At 32.3% G+C, this 17939-nt stretch carries 21 protein-coding genes and 1 riboswitch; of the genes, 7 read left to right on the top strand and 14 right to left on the bottom strand.

The features are described from left to right. Positions 1 to 117: 117 nt before the first annotated feature. The 6 genes from EQM13_RS05870 to EQM13_RS05845 all read right to left on the bottom strand — a co-directional run bounded on the left by EQM13_RS05870 (position 118) and on the right by EQM13_RS05845 (position 5917). Complete coding sequence (locus EQM13_RS05870) at positions 118 to 789, bottom strand: IS630 family transposase (protein WP_128752223.1); 672 nt, start codon at positions 787 to 789, stop codon at positions 118 to 120. Beyond that, positions 759 to 1268 (bottom strand): helix-turn-helix domain-containing protein, encoded by a 510-nt coding sequence (locus EQM13_RS05865; RefSeq protein ID WP_071140837.1) that lies wholly within the window; start codon positions 1266 to 1268, stop codon positions 759 to 761. Before EQM13_RS05865 ends, EQM13_RS05870 begins: the two co-directional genes overlap by 31 nt. A 416-nt stretch (positions 1269 to 1684) precedes the next feature. Beyond that, on the bottom strand, positions 1685 to 2251 hold the full coding sequence (locus tag EQM13_RS05860; protein WP_071140838.1) for a TlpA family protein disulfide reductase: 567 nt from the start codon (positions 2249 to 2251) through the stop codon (positions 1685 to 1687). A 267-nt stretch (positions 2252 to 2518) separates the two neighbouring features. Continuing rightward, positions 2519 to 2767 carry a hypothetical protein gene (locus EQM13_RS05855; protein WP_071140839.1) on the bottom strand — a complete coding sequence of 83 codons (249 nt, stop codon included), beginning with the start codon at positions 2765 to 2767 and terminating at the stop codon, positions 2519 to 2521. A 111-nt stretch (positions 2768 to 2878) separates the two neighbouring features. Further along, the gene (locus tag EQM13_RS05850) at positions 2879 to 5017 is read right to left on the bottom strand and encodes a M1 family metallopeptidase (RefSeq protein ID WP_128752222.1); all 2139 of its coding nucleotides are present in this window, start codon (positions 5015 to 5017) and stop codon (positions 2879 to 2881) included. A 348-nt stretch (positions 5018 to 5365) separates the two neighbouring features. Continuing rightward, complete coding sequence (locus EQM13_RS05845; RefSeq protein WP_071140841.1) at positions 5366 to 5917, bottom strand: RNA polymerase sigma factor; 552 nt, start codon at positions 5915 to 5917, stop codon at positions 5366 to 5368. Positions 5918 to 6079: 162 nt separating this feature from the next. On the opposite strand from EQM13_RS05845, the gene EQM13_RS05840 reads away from it, so the two are divergent. Then, positions 6080 to 6259, top strand: coding sequence for a hypothetical protein (locus EQM13_RS05840; RefSeq protein WP_071140842.1), 180 nt, complete (start codon positions 6080 to 6082; stop codon positions 6257 to 6259). A gap of 153 nt (positions 6260 to 6412) precedes the next feature. On the opposite strand, the gene EQM13_RS05835 is transcribed toward EQM13_RS05840, so the two are convergent. Together EQM13_RS05835 and EQM13_RS05830 are read right to left on the bottom strand one after the other, a co-directional pair. Continuing rightward, positions 6413 to 6682: a hypothetical protein gene (locus EQM13_RS05835; protein ID WP_128752220.1), complete on the bottom strand. Its 270-nt coding sequence runs from the start codon at positions 6680 to 6682 to the stop codon at positions 6413 to 6415. A gap of 586 nt (positions 6683 to 7268) precedes the next feature. Continuing rightward, a complete protein-coding gene (locus EQM13_RS05830; RefSeq protein ID WP_071140845.1) occupies positions 7269 to 7628 on the bottom strand; it encodes a hypothetical protein in 360 nt (119 codons plus the stop codon). Between the two features lie 298 nt (positions 7629 to 7926). On the opposite strand from EQM13_RS05830, the gene EQM13_RS05825 reads away from it, so the two are divergent. The 6 genes from EQM13_RS05825 to EQM13_RS05800 all read left to right on the top strand — a co-directional run bounded on the left by EQM13_RS05825 (position 7927) and on the right by EQM13_RS05800 (position 11798). Further along, complete coding sequence (locus EQM13_RS05825; protein ID WP_071140846.1) at positions 7927 to 8889, top strand: D-alanyl-D-alanine carboxypeptidase family protein; 963 nt, start codon at positions 7927 to 7929, stop codon at positions 8887 to 8889. A gap of 120 nt (positions 8890 to 9009) precedes the next feature. After that, positions 9010 to 9106: riboswitch (guanidine-I (ykkC/yxkD leader) on the top strand. 57 nt (positions 9107 to 9163) lie between these two features. Beyond that, on the top strand, positions 9164 to 9871 hold the full coding sequence (locus tag EQM13_RS05820; RefSeq protein ID WP_071141353.1) for a B3/B4 domain-containing protein: 708 nt from the start codon (positions 9164 to 9166) through the stop codon (positions 9869 to 9871). An 18-nt stretch (positions 9872 to 9889) separates the two neighbouring features. Further along, a complete protein-coding gene (locus tag EQM13_RS05815) occupies positions 9890 to 10579 on the top strand; it encodes a radical SAM protein (RefSeq protein ID WP_071141352.1) in 690 nt (229 codons plus the stop codon). Positions 10580 to 10607: 28 nt separating this feature from the next. Further along, positions 10608 to 10718 carry a 5-oxoproline transporter, DUF979 family subunit gene (locus EQM13_RS05810; RefSeq protein WP_234958966.1) on the top strand — a complete coding sequence of 37 codons (111 nt, stop codon included), beginning with the start codon at positions 10608 to 10610 and terminating at the stop codon, positions 10716 to 10718. A 33-nt stretch (positions 10719 to 10751) separates the two neighbouring features. After that, positions 10752 to 11360: a pyroglutamyl-peptidase I gene (pcp, locus tag EQM13_RS05805; RefSeq protein WP_071141351.1), complete on the top strand. Its 609-nt coding sequence runs from the start codon at positions 10752 to 10754 to the stop codon at positions 11358 to 11360. After that, on the top strand, positions 11361 to 11798 hold the full coding sequence (locus EQM13_RS05800; protein WP_071141350.1) for a gamma-glutamylcyclotransferase family protein: 438 nt from the start codon (positions 11361 to 11363) through the stop codon (positions 11796 to 11798). A gap of 19 nt (positions 11799 to 11817) precedes the next feature. On the opposite strand, the gene EQM13_RS05795 is transcribed toward EQM13_RS05800, so the two are convergent. The 6 genes from EQM13_RS05795 to hydE form a co-directional block, all read right to left on the bottom strand. Further along, positions 11818 to 12504, bottom strand: coding sequence for a Crp/Fnr family transcriptional regulator (locus EQM13_RS05795; RefSeq protein ID WP_128752219.1), 687 nt, complete (start codon positions 12502 to 12504; stop codon positions 11818 to 11820). Between the two features lie 228 nt (positions 12505 to 12732). Beyond that, entirely contained in the window at positions 12733 to 13197 is a 465-nt protein-coding gene (locus tag EQM13_RS05790) for a DUF1097 domain-containing protein (RefSeq protein WP_071141348.1), read from the bottom strand. Between the two features lie 14 nt (positions 13198 to 13211). Continuing rightward, a complete protein-coding gene (gene preA / locus EQM13_RS05785; protein ID WP_128752218.1) occupies positions 13212 to 14447 on the bottom strand; it encodes an NAD-dependent dihydropyrimidine dehydrogenase subunit PreA in 1236 nt (411 codons plus the stop codon). Next, entirely contained in the window at positions 14447 to 15718 is a 1272-nt protein-coding gene (locus EQM13_RS05780) for an NAD(P)-dependent oxidoreductase (RefSeq protein ID WP_128752216.1), read from the bottom strand. The genes preA and EQM13_RS05780 overlap by 1 nt, the downstream gene beginning before the upstream one ends. A gap of 349 nt (positions 15719 to 16067) precedes the next feature. Continuing rightward, entirely contained in the window at positions 16068 to 16616 is a 549-nt protein-coding gene (gene pyrR, locus EQM13_RS05775; protein WP_071141345.1) for a bifunctional pyr operon transcriptional regulator/uracil phosphoribosyltransferase PyrR, read from the bottom strand. Positions 16617 to 16813: 197 nt separating this feature from the next. After that, a complete protein-coding gene (gene hydE, locus EQM13_RS05770) occupies positions 16814 to 17866 on the bottom strand; it encodes a [FeFe] hydrogenase H-cluster radical SAM maturase HydE (protein WP_128752215.1) in 1053 nt (350 codons plus the stop codon). Between the last annotated feature and the right edge of the window lie 73 nt (positions 17867 to 17939).

The following is a 17939-nucleotide window of genomic DNA, read 5'->3' as shown; positions in this document are numbered from 1 at the left end:
AAAATGCATATAGAGATGATATAATAAGAAAAAGCTTAAGGAAATTTAGCTATTTACCATTGTAATTTATATAGTGTACCGACATATTCATATTTAATTATACAAACAACCTGATTTTCACGAGTTCCGCATAATATATGTGGGGTATAGAGACGCCAATTTCGTTCTGACATCTTTTGTTCTAAACTGCCAATTGATTTTAGCGATGTCAGCATTACGGTTATTTTCCCATGTATTTAATTCATTGCGTAATATTTCAATATCATTAATTCTGCGTGATAAGCACCGGCGTGTCATCACGTTAAGTTCTATCTCTGCTATGTTAAGCCAGCTTCCATGTTTTGGGGTATAATGGATTTCAAGCCGTTTTATGATGCGTCTTGCCTCTTCAGGTGGAAAAACTTTATATAAAGATGCTGATTTGTGTGTATTGAGATTGTCCATGATCAAAACTATTTTCTCTGCATCCGGGTACATAATATCTGAGAGATATTTGATTTCTTCTGCCCAATCCCCAGCTGTACGATGTTCTCTTATGCTGACATGGCGGATGCCGCCAAGAGGTTCTGTAAAAACAAATATACTGCAAGTTCCGTTACGGACGTATTCAGAATCAATTTTACAGTCATCTCCGCAACGCATTGGCAATGATTCTCGTGACTCACCTAAGAGTTGGCAAGGCTTTTCATCCATGCATACAACAGGGCGAACCTTATTATAAGGAAGTTCATATATGTCAAGTATATCTTCCATGCATGCTACAAAATCGGCATCTTCTTTTGGAGGAATGCACCTGTAGTCGTTTTTGTGAGGTCTAAGTTTGTTTTTTTTAAAGTTCGTCTTATTGCTTCTCTACTAACGGGCGTTTCCAAGATAACTTTTAATTTTTCTTCTAAAAGTCTTATCGTCCAACGGCTATGCCCTTCAGGAACAGGCCCACAGGCAAGTTCAATAATTAGTGCTTCTGCTCTGCCATCTGCCAACCTGCGCGCATTGTCGGAATTTATGCTTTGCTTAAGAGTAATTACATTTTCAATACCACCATTGGAGTAAGCACATACTACATTTTGTATTGTTGCCATACATACACCGTTTGACTTTGCACTTTGTATATGGGTTAAAATTTTCCCATGTGATTCATCAAGATCAAGTAAAATCTGACATCTGCTCCGTACTGTTTTGGATGTATCTTTCTTACGGAGTAAGGATTTCAATTTCTTTACTTCATTATCCGTTAAATTAATTCTGTGTATTTTAGGTCTTGCCATAGATATCACCGCCGTTTCTTTTGTTTTTTATTGTACCATTTAACGGAAAAAAAGATACTCTTATTTAATTAAGCATCATCATGTCAGTACACTAGGTAAATATGCCCTGTAAAAGTTTTCCGATAAAAACTTAGTAAAAAATCAGTTAATGAATTCTTATTATCATCTGTCTTTAATCCTCTTCCATATTAAAAATTGTATATCTTCTTTAAGCATTTATACTTCGTATATATTTTATTTTGAAATCATTATCTTATATGTTTCAAGCTCAATTAATATATACTAAAGAAATCAGCACAACAATACTATTGCTGATTTCTTCAGTATATATTAATTTTGGTATTCAAATTTGTTTATAATAAAATTTGAACGTGAAAAAACCAAATGTTTGGTTGTATACTTGTAATATCTATAATTTATTTATATGAATTGATTTTTTTAGTAAATAAATCTACCGTATCTTTGTCATCTGACCATCCTTTTTTCCCAAAAAGTAATTCTCCCTTTCCATTCACCACTAAACTTAATGGCACTGCATTCTCTTTTACCTTTTCTTTGAATTCTGATAAATCTATAGAATAATAATCTAATAGTATATTATTTTCATCTATCAAATCATTTATTTTTTTATATTCTCCTATTCCTATCAATATAGGCTCTTTTTTTAAAGTATTATCATCTGCAAACTGGTTTAACATTTTTATTTCCTGTAAACATGGTTTACAAGTTGGAGAGAAAAAAACGATAAAATGGCTATCAGCTTGTCCCTTATCTTTCAATTCTTTTGTTAAAATAATTTTTTCTCCTTTTTTGTTCTTTAAATTTAAATCCATATCTAAACTTGAAATATTAAGATTTTGCTTCGAAGACATCTTTTCCATTGCTTCATCAGCTTTAACCTCATATGAAATTCTTTTCCCTAAATACAGCGCAATAAGAACTGCTCCTATAATAATTACTGTTTTGGTAATTTTCTTTTTCAATTTATGCACCTCCTTTCACTTATTAACATTTTTAGGCATTTGCGAAACTCTACATACATTGGAATCAAGCGATATTTCTAGTGAATATTTATAAATCTCTTTGCTGTTTTTTGGTGTTTTTATACATTCAATCTTTATAATGGCTTAATTTCAATAATCAATTTTTTTAGTTTCGCAATTACCTAATTAACATTTTATTAATTATAAAAAAGATGAAGAATATTAAACATTTAATAAAGTATTACCTTATACCCCTATTTTGGGTTATTAACAATCTCCATAACTTCCTGTGAATTTGCACCAAAGCGTTCGTGATGAAATCAAATCTCCACTATTATCATATCTGTACTCCATCATACAACAATCATATCCTCCAGGTACAGGAATACAAACACACTCTTGTTCTACATATACTTGTGGTTTCATATCATCTTGAGCAAATACCAAAGAACTAAATACAACAAGTAAAGTAAATACTGTTAAAGTCAAAATAATCTTTCTTTTGTTTTTATACATCGCAATCCTTCCTCTCATAGATAAATTTTTTAGTAACATATCGTTTAACATTCTTTATCAAATCAGCTGAGTTTGTTAACGAGTAAATAATGTTAAATTAGTCTCAATAATTTATTCTTTCACTTTCCCTTCCTCATCAAATATCATGACCTCTTTCTTCCCGTCCTTTTCTGCAATCAATCCCAAAAAGTCGGGATTGTATTTTATCCCTCCTCCAAAGGTGGAATAATAATAATATCCTCTGTAAGTAGTAGATATTCCGGTACCGTCCCTAGAATAAAACACCATTATCTTCTTCTCCTCATCTGCATAATTATCAACCAAATAACTGAAAAAATATCTTTCATCTTTTATATCATAGTCAAGGTCCACTATAGATATTTTATTCCCGTGGATCTGTATATCCAGCTTATCGTTAACCTCTTTATAATATCCGTTAATGTCGGGATTGCCTACGATAATAGTCAGATCCGGCATCTCTTTCATATCCAGAGCTTCTTTGTCAGTCACAACCTTACCATTAAATTTTTCAGACTGTTTCTTCATTGACGACTGTTCTATTGATGTTTCTAAAATCATTTCAGCTGCCAATCTCATATCCTTATTCTGCTCTTCATTTCCTTCAGTCCCGTAAACGATATTAGCATCCCCCTTAACGGCTAAGAAATCAAAAGTCATATTAATACTGTAGCCTTTATTTTTTAACTCAATTACTTTATCAGATGCATTTTTAGCCCTCCTCAATTCCACAGGCAAATCCGACAATTTTATATTCTTATTTATATCAGCTTTTGCCTTTTTCTCCTTTACAGCATCTTCTTTAAATATTTGACTTCTCTCTTCCCCTTCTGTTTTAGTTAAAATATCCAAAAACTTCTCCGTATTTAGATTTTTATACTTATATTCCTTATAGATCTCCTGAAGTAATTGTTTGAATTTTTCTTCTCCCATGTCTTCGTTCAATTTGTATAGAACTAAACTTCCCCTCTTGTATACCGTATCCAAATAAGAATTCCATCCGTCAAAATCATTTACCGTTGAAAATACGGATTTGTATTCTTTCAATTTCGATTCGTTGTTTTTTACCTGCTGATTGAATATTTCCTCTCTTCCATTATCTTTAAAGTATTTTGCCGTTAAATATGTGACAAAGGATTCATCAAGCCACGGCTCTTTCTGCTGGTCGTTTCCTATTATTCCGTAAAACCACTGATGTGCCGCTTCATGAACAACCGTTGTTTCAAATATTACACTGTTTTTTAAGTTCTCTTCTTCTTCATAAAGGCCTCTGCCTACGGATAACAATTGGGGATATTCCATACCCGAATTTATCATATTGGTTTCCGCTATGTCCAATTCCTTATATGGATACGGACCTATAAGATTCTCAAAATATTTTAATGCTTTTTCTCCGTATTTGAGGGTTGCTTCTCCTGCCGCTTTATTTTCCGGAAGAAAATAGCTGTTTATCGTGATTTCTCCTGCTTTCTTCTCTTTCTTAACAAATTTATCACTTGATATGATTACAAAATCCCTCACATTTAAAGCTTCCATTTCTACTTTTTTGTATCCCTTTTCTTCTTTATGTTCTCCTGTTTTTATTCCCGTGCTCACTGTTATTTCATCTTCGGGAAGGGTTATATTTACATAATAATTTGCCATGTCGCTGTAGCTCGATTCTCCTATTTTACCGTATTCTCTTATCTGCCAGTCACTTCCGTCATGTACAGCCAAAATTGGGTACCAATAGGCAAGGCTTGTTATCCCGTCATATACTCCGTAATTGTTATTCGTTTTCGGTATCAAATCTTCAAATTCCATTTCTATTTTTACGGACTCACCTTTTAAAAGCTTTTTTTTGAGTTTGACGGAGAGAATCTGATTGTCGACTTTGAATTCTGCCGCCTCTTCATTTGCTTTTACTTCTTTGATTGTGGTCTTGCCTTCGTTAAATCCTTCAGGATAATGTTCAAGGTCTCCCGACACTTCCGGTACTGTTTTTAAGTCCCTGTAAGCGTTGGCAAACAGATGAAATTTCAGTTCTTCCAAATCTTTTCCTGCTCTGTTTGTATATTCAAGGATTTGATATCCCTTCAGCAGTCTTTTTTCTTTATCATAAGTTGCTTGTATTTTATATGTATTATTTTCAGGAAATTGTGTATCGGATACTTTGGCTTTATTGAAGTAGATAAAAGAAAATGTAACGACAAGACATATTAATATTACAAATACTTTTTTATTACTGTTCATATACTACTTTCCTCCGTATGTTTTAATATTAATAATTTTAAATTTACCCTTTCATATATATAAACAACTGAGGGTACCCTTTTGTTACAACAATTTTGCACAATATAATACATTTTACAAAAAATTTCGGTTATAAAACTAAGCAAATATGCTTTATAATGTCTTTCCAGCAAAAATTTTTTAACAAAAAACCGGCTAATGAATTTTTGTTTACCTTTAACACCCCTTCATGATGAAATTGAAAATAAAATATGGTATATAAACAAGGAGAGAGAGCTATTTACTTATACGAAAACAATAACTTTCTCTCCTTGCTTTGGCTATTACGGATAAAGATTCTTATGTTTATTACTTTAATAAGTTCCGATTTTTTAGCTTCCCATTTAATATCTTCTTTCCTCTGCATAGTCTGACTCTGAAATTTTCGGGGCTTATGTCTAAAGTTTTGCAAATCTCTCTGTCATCAATATTATCAATATACTTCATCCAAAGAATTTTCCCGTATTTTTCATCTAATTGGGAGATACATTCAACAATTTGTTTAACGTTTTCCCGAGATAACAAAAATATCTCCGGCAAAAATTTGTTATCCTCTAAATTATTTTCTTTACTTTCCAAATCCACCGCTTCAAATTTGTTTCGGTGTTTTGCCATATTTTTAGCCGTATTTTTAACTATGGCCGCAGCTAAATTCTTTGAGTTTGTACTGTCTATATCGGAAAACTTGTCCAAATTATCGATTATTTTCATTCCGGCTTCCTCAACCGCCTCTTCTGCCCAATGAAAATCTTGGAGAATATCAAATGCAATTTTAAACATCAGTTTTTTATACTTAAGATAAATCTTTTTTAACTTTTCTTTTTCCTCTTCGGTATTTATACATGTCATTAAAATAAACATTCTCATCCTCCCTTCTTCCAAATATTTATATTTTGTATATATTTTATCATAAAAATAAGGTTATGTATGAATATATTTGTATTCCAAATATTATAACCTTTTAAAAAGGTACCTTTTTGTGACACTTATTCTGAAAAAAATCTTATATTTAAATATGCTATAGTGGAATTAGCAAACGATGAAAAGTCAGGAGTTACCAATGCCTTTGTAGTAACAAAAAAACTTACGGATTACGGCATCTGCAGGCAGAAAACTAAAGTACCTGTTTTAAAAATTCCGGCTTTGCCTCTATTATATTTGCTCGGAAAAATAGAAGCGGACAGAAATAATGATAAGATATAATCAAAATTTTTGCTACAAATGCCAAAAAAGAAGAAAGAAAACGAGGTATGATTATGATCTCATTATCCCATGTCAAACAAAAAGAACCGTCCCCGCTGTTAGGATAGATACACAACAAATAGGATAGGGAGAACCCGTACAGTTCTCCCTAATTTAACTTTTATATTCTACATTAATTTCATCTTCACTAATGACAACAAAAAATTTATTATCAATTATATTGACTCCATTATTTGATATTATTTCTGTTTTATCATCTACAATACCTAAACAAATATTTAATTCTTTATCGTTGACTGTTACCGGATATATTACATAAGCACCCTTATTACCTTTTACGGTATCTGCCTTTGCTATACTAAAATAAGGTGTAATGTTTTTCACTGCATCTTCTTTTGTGTCATATATAATTTCTTTCTTCAATGCATCTTCCGAATCACTTTTAGTGCAACCAATAAATAAACTACTGAATGCACCCCTTTGTTACAATAATTTTGCATAATAATGTTAAATTTTTATTGTGTTCTGTCTTTTATAAAATATAATGATAAATATTATTCATAATAATATTTATCCGCTAAACGAAAATAATTGATGTTTTTCATATAAAAATCTTGATTATGAAATTTTTTTCAACCAATTGTCCCTTATATATTTTACTATTCCAATATCAATTAGAAGATTAATAATAAGATAAATAGTAACTCCTAAAAAGTATTTTTGAATCAATCCAAAAATAAGACAGATGAATATGTATAAAATTTCCATATATATAAATATTAATATTAGTTTTATAAATCTCGGATTTTTTTTAATACTTCCGATTATAGATATCAAAAATACTATTCCTATAAACAGTACCACGTAATTGAAATAAAAATTTATCTCAATATTGCCAAATGTAATATTTGTAGAATTAATTATATTTTTTAAAGAACTATATATATCTTAAACCGGTACAAAACAGTAATATAAACATCAATATTTCCATAAATATCACCTTTTCTGATTAATACAATTTAAAAGAAGACAAAATCAGACCTACAATATTAATTGCAGGATATATGATTAAAATAATTATAATTTTATAATCTACTGAAGTTTTCCCCATTTTTTTGTTTTTCACGGAAACGTATTCTCCCATTTTTTGTGCAAAATAATTTTGGGTATGCTGAATATTTCCTTTGTCGGTTCCTACATTTCCGGCCCTGATGAATTCCCTTGAATCATTTAAAAGTATATATAATATGATTACTACTGAGAAAAAAGTCCATATCATAAAGAACAGTTCCAAATTTTTAACATCCAATAATAAAAAACTGAGAATTTCTATTATTCCGGGAACAATAACTTTATAATACCTTTTCATAATAAGTTTCATCTCCTGACCTTTATTATTCTTTTCCAATATTTTGTATATATCTTATCATATAACCTATATTGTTTCAATATTTAGAATTTATTTCAGCAGATAAAATAACTATTGTCTGACTCTATATATTGATTTTAACAAGATTTTAAATGTAAAAACGACACAAAAGAACCGTCCCCTTGTGCTCTTCCTATGGTTTATAAGAAAATCTTAAGAAATTTATAATAATATATTTAAATATTTCCTCTTGATTTATGTTTAAATAGAGTTATCCTATAAGAAGGAGATGTTTACTATGCCACAAGGATATAGAAGAAGATATAAGAAGAAGTCAAAAATAAAAGGACTTTTAAAGTTTTTATTAATATTAGGAATTGCAGTTTTTGCTTTAAAAATTATACCGGGAAAAATTATGGAAGTTAAGGATAAGCATGAATTTAAGCCGGTGCAGAAATCTACTAAAAAGATTTATATATCCCCGGAAGGAATTCATAGTTCCTATGCAATTTTAGTTGATTTAGAGGATAAAAACATACTGATGGAAAAAAACGCCGATGAAAAAGTCTATCCTGCTTCTATGACGAAGATTATGACTGCAATTGTTGCTATAGAAAATCTGCCGAATACAAATGTTAAGGTTGAACTTTCCCCTTCGGTTTTTCAGAACCTTAGCGGTTCCGATGCGTCAGTAGCAGGATTTCTCCAAGGAGAAAAAGTAAAGGCAATAGATCTGTTATATGGAGCACTGCTTCCCAGCGGGGCGGAATGCTGTATAGGTCTTGCGGATTACATAGCAGGTTCGGAAGAAACTTTTGTTGATATGATGAACAAAAAAGCCGAAAAACTCGGCCTTGACAATACTCATTTTGTAAATACAACGGGTCTTCATGATCAAAACCATTTTACAACAGTTAAAGACATAGCCAGTCTTCTATCCTATGCTCTGGAAAATGAAACTTTTCGTGAAATTTTTACTTCATCTTCCCATTCAACTTCGTCGACAAATAAGCATCCGGACGGTATAACTTTCAAGAGCAACATGTTTAAAGAGCTTGGAGAACAAACTATAAAGGAAGGCAAAATTTTAGGAGGGAAAACAGGTTATACCGATGAAGCTGGTTTATGTCTCGCAAGTCTTGCCGAATCAGATGGGAAAGAATATATTTTGGTTACGGCAGGAGCCGAAGGAAATCATAAAACGGAACAGTATAATATTATAGATGCGGTTACGGTGTATAACAGTTTGGAAAACAATTAACGGCGAGGAAATTAGGCGGATGACTAAGAGAAATATATTTTAACAAAAAATTGACTTAATCTTAGTATTATGCTAAAATTAATTTATATTTTAAACTTGTAAATTATAATTTGGTTATATATTTAAGCTTTCTAGGGTTCCGCAGTTTATAACTGGCAGGTCCGAGAGAAAGGCACACAGTTGACTGTGTACACGGAAGGATAAAAGCCTGGGAGATATTTCATAATATTTCTAAGGCTTTTTTTAGTATTTATTTTTGAGGAGGTACATTTTAATGAAAAAATTTATTATTGAAGATGACTTTTGGAACCTATTCCCCAATGCAAGAATTGGTGTTGTTATTTGCCACGGCATAGATAATTCTATAAAAGATAAAGACAAATATAAGGATATGATTTGTAATTCAGAAAAGGAGTCCTTAAAATATTTGAAGAATGTAGAATTCAGTAGTAACGAAGTTATAAAAGTATGGAGAGAGGCGTTCCAAAAATTTAAAACAAAGAAAGGTGCAAGATCGTCTATTGAGGCATTACTAAAGCGAGTGCATAATGGAAACCATTTAGGAACTATTAATCCTTTGGTTGATATTTACAATTCTATTTCCTTAAAATACGGACTGCCCTGCGGTGGTGAGGATATCGATAAATTCGTCGGAGATATAAGATTGACCAAGGCAGTTGGAAATGAAAATTTTGTTACATTAGGAACGGATGAAAATGCACCACCCTATGAAGGTGAAATAGTATATAAAGATAACGAAGGAGCAATTTGCAGATGTTGGAATTGGCGGGAATCAGTAAGAACAATGCTCACCGAAAATACAAAGAATGTTTTTTTGTGCATTGAATTAATTGATGAAAAAAGGTTAGAAGAATTTGAGAATGCTCTAAAGGATTTAGCAAAAATAGTACAAGATAATTTAGGTGGAACATGTAAGATTACAATTCTTGATATTAACAATAAAGAAATATCAATAAATTAATTTGAGGAGGATAAGATGATGAGTGGTTTCAGTTATAAAGATGTTTATATTGAAGACGGAAGAAGAGTGCTGGAAGTTAACATGCTTCCAGAAAAGTATTGTAACTTTGACTGCATATTTTGCCCTATTGGAAGATCGAAAAATAAGATAGATACCCAAAAGTCATTTGATAAAATAGACAGTTCATTGATTGAGTTAGAAAACATGATAGAAAATACAAAAGCAGAATTAATTTTTATTAACTCAAAAGGAGAAGCCTTAGTAAATGATAAAATTGGTGATATTATTGACTTTATCAAAGCCAAAGGTTTACCTGTGAGACTGCTTTCTAATGGATATCTATTAGGTAGAGATGAATATATGAAAATTGCTAATAAATGTGATGAGGTTGTTGGAGAGATAAAAACAATAACAGAAAAAGATTTTCAAAAAGTTCAAAGACCGATTGAAGGGTATACGCTGGCAGAATATATTTCGAATATGGCCTCCTTTAGTAAACAATATAAAGGAAAATTTCTATTTGAAATTACTATCATTAAGGGCTATAACGATAACGAAGAATCAATTCAGAAGATAAAAAATATTATTAAGGAAATATCTCCCGACAAGATAATTGTTGCAAGAATGGAAGATGAAAGGTTTAAGAAAAAACTTGGTATAACCGATGAAAGATTCGAGGAAATTTCAAATGCATTACTAAATGTTTAGTAATGCTGATACGTAATATTTTTATATCGTGCCTACTGCTATTCTTGAGATTAAAGATAAAAAATACGGTGTAATAAAATATCAGCTGCCGGTAGCTTTAACAATGTTATTAATTCATATTTTTTGGGCTTTTGCTTAATTTATATATTTATAACATCAAGGAGGTCATAGAATGAAAATTTTAATTACGGGTTTTGATCCTTTTGGAGGAGAAGACATTAATCCCGCCTACGAGGTTGTAAAAAAAGTAAAAGATAATATATGTGGTGCAGATGTTATAAAATTTCAAGTACCTACTGCATTTAACGAATCCATCAAGCGTACCACTGATAAAATAAAAGAAATCAACCCTGATTTTGTGCTAAATATCGGTCAGGCAGGGGGAAGAACCGGAATTAGCATTGAAAGAGTGGCAATAAATATTAATGATGCCAGAATCCCGGATAATTTAAATCAACAACCTATTGATGAAAAAATAGATGAAACCGGGCAAAATGCATATTTTGCTTCTATCCCCATAAAAAATATAGTAAAAGCGATAAAAAACAAGAAGATTCCCGCGGCCGTCTCTGATTCTGCCGGAACCTACGTATGTAATCATCTCATGTATGGTATATTAAACTATATTTATAAAAACAATCTAAATATCAAAGCCGGATTTATCCATATCCCCTATTTATTTCAACAGGTTATCGATAAGCCAAATATGCCGGGAATGGATATAGATACAATGGTAACAGCAATAGAAACTGCAGTGGAAGTTATAGTTACGGAAAAATAAATGTATGAAATAAAGATATTTATTTATGGAACCCTTATAAAAAATTTCAGGAATTATAACAAATATTTGAAAAGTAAGGTAACTTCTATCACTGTAGCATATATATACGGAAAATTGTATCATTTAAAAATCCACAACTGTCCGGCTATAATTGACGGAAAAGATAAAGTATACGGACAGGTAATTGCTTTTAATGACGATGCCGAATATACCTTGCTTAAAACCATTGATAATTTTGAAAAATATTTTTTTGACAGAGACAAAATTATCTACGAAAGGAAACCGGTAGATGTTTATTATCTGGATAACAATAATAAGGAAAGATTATCTTTTTATAAATTAGTAAATAGAGATGTACTAAAAAGTGAAAATGCAGAATATATATCTTCCGAAAATTGGGAAAGATATTTAAAATTTCAAAAAAATAAGATGCTTTAGAATTTCTAAAGCATCTTATTTAATCTAAAATCAGATCTATATATTTTTTTAAAGCTTCCGGATCATTAATTACTATTTTTTTATCTTCATAGCTTATTATTTTTTCGCTCAAAAGTCTATTCAAACAATTTGTTACGGTTATTCTTGAACATCCTATAATATTGGTCAACTCCTGATGGGTAAATATCATATTTATAACGTTTCTGCCCGACGGGCCTTCACCCGTACATGAAGAAAGCCTCAACAACGTATCGGCAACCTTGCCCATGGAATCATTGAAAACCTTATTTGTAAGCTGAAACAAAATTATCCTGAATTTTCTGGTTATACTATGGATAAAATATCTGTAACCTTCCGGGTTATTTATAAGTTCCATATTAAGCTTATCTTTTAACAAAAAGGAAACCTCCGAATCTTCTCTGGCAATTGTTGAAATATTATTTTCTCCTCCGCAGAAATAAAAAGTCTCTCCGAATATTTCTCCTTCTCTGAGCAAATATAAAGGATGGATATTTCCTTTCGAGCTTATAATGCTCTGGGAAATAACTCCCTTTACCACGATCCCCACAAAATCATCGCCTTCATAATTAATGACTTCCTTTTTCTTATAACTTTTTATTATGCCGACAGTGTTTGCCAAATTTAAAAAATATCTTCTCATTTCCGTCTGTCTTTCATCATCAAATAAATCTTTGTACATACACATATGATTCACCACCGCTAAAACATGATAATAATATTACTATTATACCATATTCCTTTTAATATTATAAAAAAGGCTTTTATTAAAGTATTAACAAATTAAGGATGTCCCTTTTGAAACCTATTTTATGGAGAATTTATATTAATGAAATGTTAATCTTCCTATAGGTTATAAAGAGATGCTTTCTTCCGATAAAAATTAAAATCGGAGAAAGCATCTCTTTTAATAATACTATGATTTTTGACTACTTGGTTGGTATATCCTATGAAGCCATATTCCTCCCATATCGGAGAAATATCCTAAAGCAGCTCCGCAAAGAAGTGATACGATTACCAGTTTCCAGTCTCCTCCTGCTCCAAAAGTCGAAAAACTTCCGCAAAATGTTCCGGGTATAAATGATAAGAGTTTAAATTTAGATTGAGCACACATTACAAAGGAAAATATTCCCGTCATCACGGCTCCTGCTACTGAAGAACCAAAGTGCTCACTCGTTATGATAATCATCATAGCCCACAGAACTCCTGTCATATTACAGATAATGGACTTTTTCAATCCTTCCTTTTTCCCTCCCGAAGCATAATAACTTGTGCAGCCTACAAATCCGACCCAGCATAACAACCCAAGGGGAGAACTTATAAAACCCCAGATTCCGGATAATATGCCTACACTTATGGCACTGCATATTATTTGACTCATATATTATCCCTTCACTAAAGGGCGACTGCTTCTTCTTTGCAGCCTTTTTTGAATTCTATATCACCCTTTGAAATGCATTGAACAGGGCATACATTAGCACATAAATGACATCCTACACATTTTTCCTTATCCAGAACAGGTTTCCTGTTTTCGTCATCCCAATTAATAGCCTGATGTCCTCCATCATAGCATGATATATAACATCTTCCGCAGCCTACACATTTTTCTTCGTCAAATTTGGGATATACTATATAGCTTCTGTCCAAATCTTCTGCCGGAATTATGTTCTTATTTGCCAAACCAACCATATCGTCCAATTTTTTAAATCCTTTTTCTTCCATGTAATAGGATAATCCTTCGATTAAATCCTCTACTATTCTATAACCATACTGCATTATAGCTGTAGTTACTTGTAGATTCGTCGAACCCAAAAGTATAAATTCGGCAGCATCTTCCCAAGTTTCTATGCCCCCTATTCCGCTTATGGGAATATTTTTAAGTTTTTCATTTGTAGCTAACTCCTGTATAAATCTTAAAGCTATAGGTTTAACCGCTTTCCCTGAATATCCCGATACTGAAGATTTTCCGTTAACTATGGGAAGCCCTATAAATTTATTGAGATCTATTCCTGTTATACTCTTAACCGTATTGATTGCCGATATTCCTGTTGCTCCTCCTTCAATTGAAGCTATTGCAGGTAATGACATATTGCCTATATTCGGAGTCATTTTAGCAAGAAACGGAAGAGAGGTTCCCTGTCTTACGGCCTGGCAATATTTCTTTACCAGTTCCGGATTCTGGCCTACATCTGAACCCATTGCATGGCTCGTCATCTGAGGGCATGAAAAATTACATTCAATTATATCCGCTCCCGCCTCAGTAACAAGTTTTGCAAGTTTCTCCCATTCTTCTTCATTTTGTCCCATTATGGAAGCTATCAATACTTTATTGGGATAATCCTTTTTTATTCTTCTTATAGCTTCAAGGTTTTCTTCCAAAGGATGCTCTGCTATTTGTTCCATATTTTTAAACCCTATAAAGGGTGTACTTTCTTTTCTTAAGTTATCAAAACGGGGTGAAACTTCATTTGCTATAAAGAATCCTACAGTTTTGAATACAACACCGCCCCAGCCGGTATCTAAAGCCTTAGCACACATTTCATAACAATTGCCCACTGGTGATGATGATAAGAAAAATGGATTTTCACATTTTACTCCGCAAAATTCTATAGAAAGATCTTTCTTTTTCATTATCTTACACCTTCTTTCTTGCTTGTTAAGTATTTAATTATTGAATCTGCTGCCTCTTTGCCTTCTTTTACCGCATATACCACTGTTTTATCTCCTTCGGCAATATCTCCCGAGGCAAATATTCCGTCTACATTGGTCATATATTTAGATGTTTTAAATATTCCCTTTTCATTAACATCAGCAGACACTATATTCTTTTCCGGCTCTTGTCCTACTGCGAATATGACCATATCGGCATCAAGATTAAGTTCTGAATTATCAAACATACCTACTGCTTTAAATTTAGAAACCCTTCCATTTTCACCGACTATTTCTGCAGGTTTAAATCCGGTAAAAACAGGTATGTTAAGTTCTTGAATATATGCTAATTCTTTTCTGTCGGCAGGCATCTTTTCCATATTTCTTCTGTAAACTACTTTTACATCTTCTGCCCCTAAAAGTTTAACCGTAGAAGCACAATCCATGGCAACGTCTCCTCCGCCTATAACTACAACTTTCTTTCCTACTTCAATATTTCCTCTGGATGTTTTGGCTTTGGCCAAAAAATCCACTCCGTTTATAACACCTTTCAAATCGTTTCCTTTTATATTAACACCTTTACCTTTTTGCATTCCTGTCGCTAACAGAAATGCTCTAAACCCGTCTTTTTTGAGGTCCTCTATTTTAATACCCTTTCCTACTTTACAATTAGTTTTAAATTCAACTCCCAAATCCTTAACATATTGTATTTCATTTTCTACAACTTGCTGAGGCAGTCTGTTTTCCGGAATTCCGTATGTCAGCCAACCTCCGAGTTGTTCTCTTGCTTCAAATACAGTTACTTTATATCCTGCCAAAGCTAATTTAGCTGCCGCGGAAAGTCCGCTGGGACCTGAACCTACGATTGCTACTTTATCCTTTGTAGCCTTTACAGCCTCCAGGGATTTAATCCCTGTCATTTGTTCATAATCTGTCAAATAGCGCTGAAGTTTTCCAATCTGTATAGGTTTATCTATACCGCATCTGCTACAGGCACCTTCACAATATTTATCTGTAGGACATACTCTGGCGCATATTCCTCCGAGAACATTATTTTCTCTGATAGTTGATGCTGCCCCCTTAAAGTTTCTGAAACGCAAAGAACGGATGAACTTTGCGGGGTCTGTCCCAGCTGGGCAAGCATTTGTACAAGGAGCATCATAACATAAAAGACATCTTGACGCTTCTTCGACTGCCAAGATTGGGGTAAACATTTTCTCTTTCTCTTGTAAATAATCTGTTTCCTTATCCAAAACTATTCCTCCTTTATATATTAATATTCAAAGGTTAATTGCATTTATATTTTAACAAAAAAATAAGCATATTTCTATTTAAGAAATATGCTTAAACCTCTATTTAAGTCAAAATTCGACTATCTACATCGATATGTTAAATTTATACCAATAATTATTTCAGATTTCGTCATCTTTTTAACAATGATTATGTCCTTCTAATAAATGTTAATCCGAAAAAATATCTCAAACCCAGTCTTTCCAACCATTTCAACTTTTTTAAACCCATTTAAGGAATTTACCCGAATTTATGAAAAAAACCTTGTACAAACTTTTAAATAATATAAGAAGTTCGCAATTAACCTTTGTATTATTTATATAAAGGATGTACAAGGATTTTAGCTGAATCAACTCCGTCTATTTCATTGACTTCTACGGAAACAATTTCATTTTGAGAAGTAGGTATATTTTTCCCTACATAGTCCGGCCTCACAGGAATTTCCCTATGCCCTCTGTCTATCAAAACGGCCAATTGAATTCTGTCTGGTCTTCCGTTATCAAATATGGCTTCTATAGCTGCCCTTACAGTCCTTCCGGTATAAATCACATCGTCTACCAATATTACATTTTTCTTCTCAACACTTGCCTCTATTTTACTATCCTTAACTATGGGAAAATCGGCTAATTCCGATAAATCATCTCTATATAAGGATATATCCAACTTGTATACAGGAACATCTATTTCTTCAAATTTTTTTATATTTTCAGAAATCCTTTCAGCTATAGGTATGCCTCTTCTTTTTATTCCCACAAGCATTATATTGCTCAAATCATTATTTCTTTCTATTATCTCATGAGAAATCCTGACTATGGATTTCCTCATTTTAACATCATCCATTATTATTGCCTTTAAATTCACCCGAATTCCACCTTTCTTCTATTAAGATAAAAAAATATCTTGATCCCTATAAATCAAGACATTCGCTTTCGCCTTACAACCTCCCAGGATCATTTAAAGGACTTAAATATACACTAAATATATAATTGTAAATTTATCTTAACATAAAATACTCCATATTTCAACTTATTTATAAAAATTTTTCTATATGGTTCATATTATAAGGCATGAACACTTTTCATACCATAATAATCTCCTCTCGAAAAATCCGGAACAAATCCCGCAACCTTTATCCTGTTGTCCAAACAATATCTGCATTCTGCTGCTTCTTCTCCTGTACATATTTTATTATCATATAGGGAATAATCCCTTCTCACTCCTACCGGAGAAAGATTAGGCATTACAACATTTGCTCCTGCCTTAAACCCTTTTTCCCTTCCCAAAGGATGAATTGTTCCCAAGGCTGTTGTTGAAGGTATGAGGGCTTTCGGAAGAAGAAGCCTTATTATAGCTATTAAAGCGACGGTCATATTCAAAGTTCCCTTTTTTTCATGAGCAAATATTGTATCCTTACTCGGAACAAAAGGGCCTATTCCTACCATATGAGGATTGAGTTCTTTTAGAAATAACAGATCCTCCACCAAATTATCCGTGGTCTGATAAGGAGAGCCTACCATAAATCCAGCTCCTATCTGAAAACCTATCTCTTTTAAGTTATATAAGCATTGTTTTCTGTTTTTGAGACTCAATTCCTTAGGATGGAGTTTTCTGTAATGTTCTTCATTTGCCGTTTCATGTCTTAGGAGGTATCTGTCAGCACCTGCTTGAAAATATCTTTCATATGTTTCATAGGATTTCTCCCCCACAGAAAGGGTAATGGCACAGTCAGGAAATTCTCTCCTGATTGAACTTATTATATCCGTCATTATCTCATCCGTATAATACATATCCTCTCCGCTTTGAAGTACAAAGGTTCTAAATCCCAATCTATAGCCATTTCGGCAGCATTTTAAAATTTTCTCTTTTGTAAGCCTGTATCTGTGAGCATGAACATTACCCCTTCTTATTCCGCAATAGTAGCAATCATTTTTACAATAATTGCTGAACTCAATCAGCCCTCTGAAATATATGCCATTCCCATAGTATTTCTTTCTTACCGATAAAGCAGCATTTAATAACTTTGGGCTTGGTTCCGCACTGTTTTCTTCAATCAATTCTTTAAGTTCATAAGGTTTAAGTTCATTATTTTCATATAATTTTTCTACAAGCATCTACAACTCTCCTTATTTATACCATAAAACTTCCTCTATATTATATCATCTTATACCCAGATTTCATATTCTT

It is taken from the genome of Acidilutibacter cellobiosedens (assembly GCF_004103715.1).
Taxonomy (GTDB): domain Bacteria; phylum Bacillota; class Clostridia; order Tissierellales; family Acidilutibacteraceae; genus Acidilutibacter; species Acidilutibacter cellobiosedens.
This window is presented reverse-complemented; position numbering and strand designations above follow the sequence as displayed.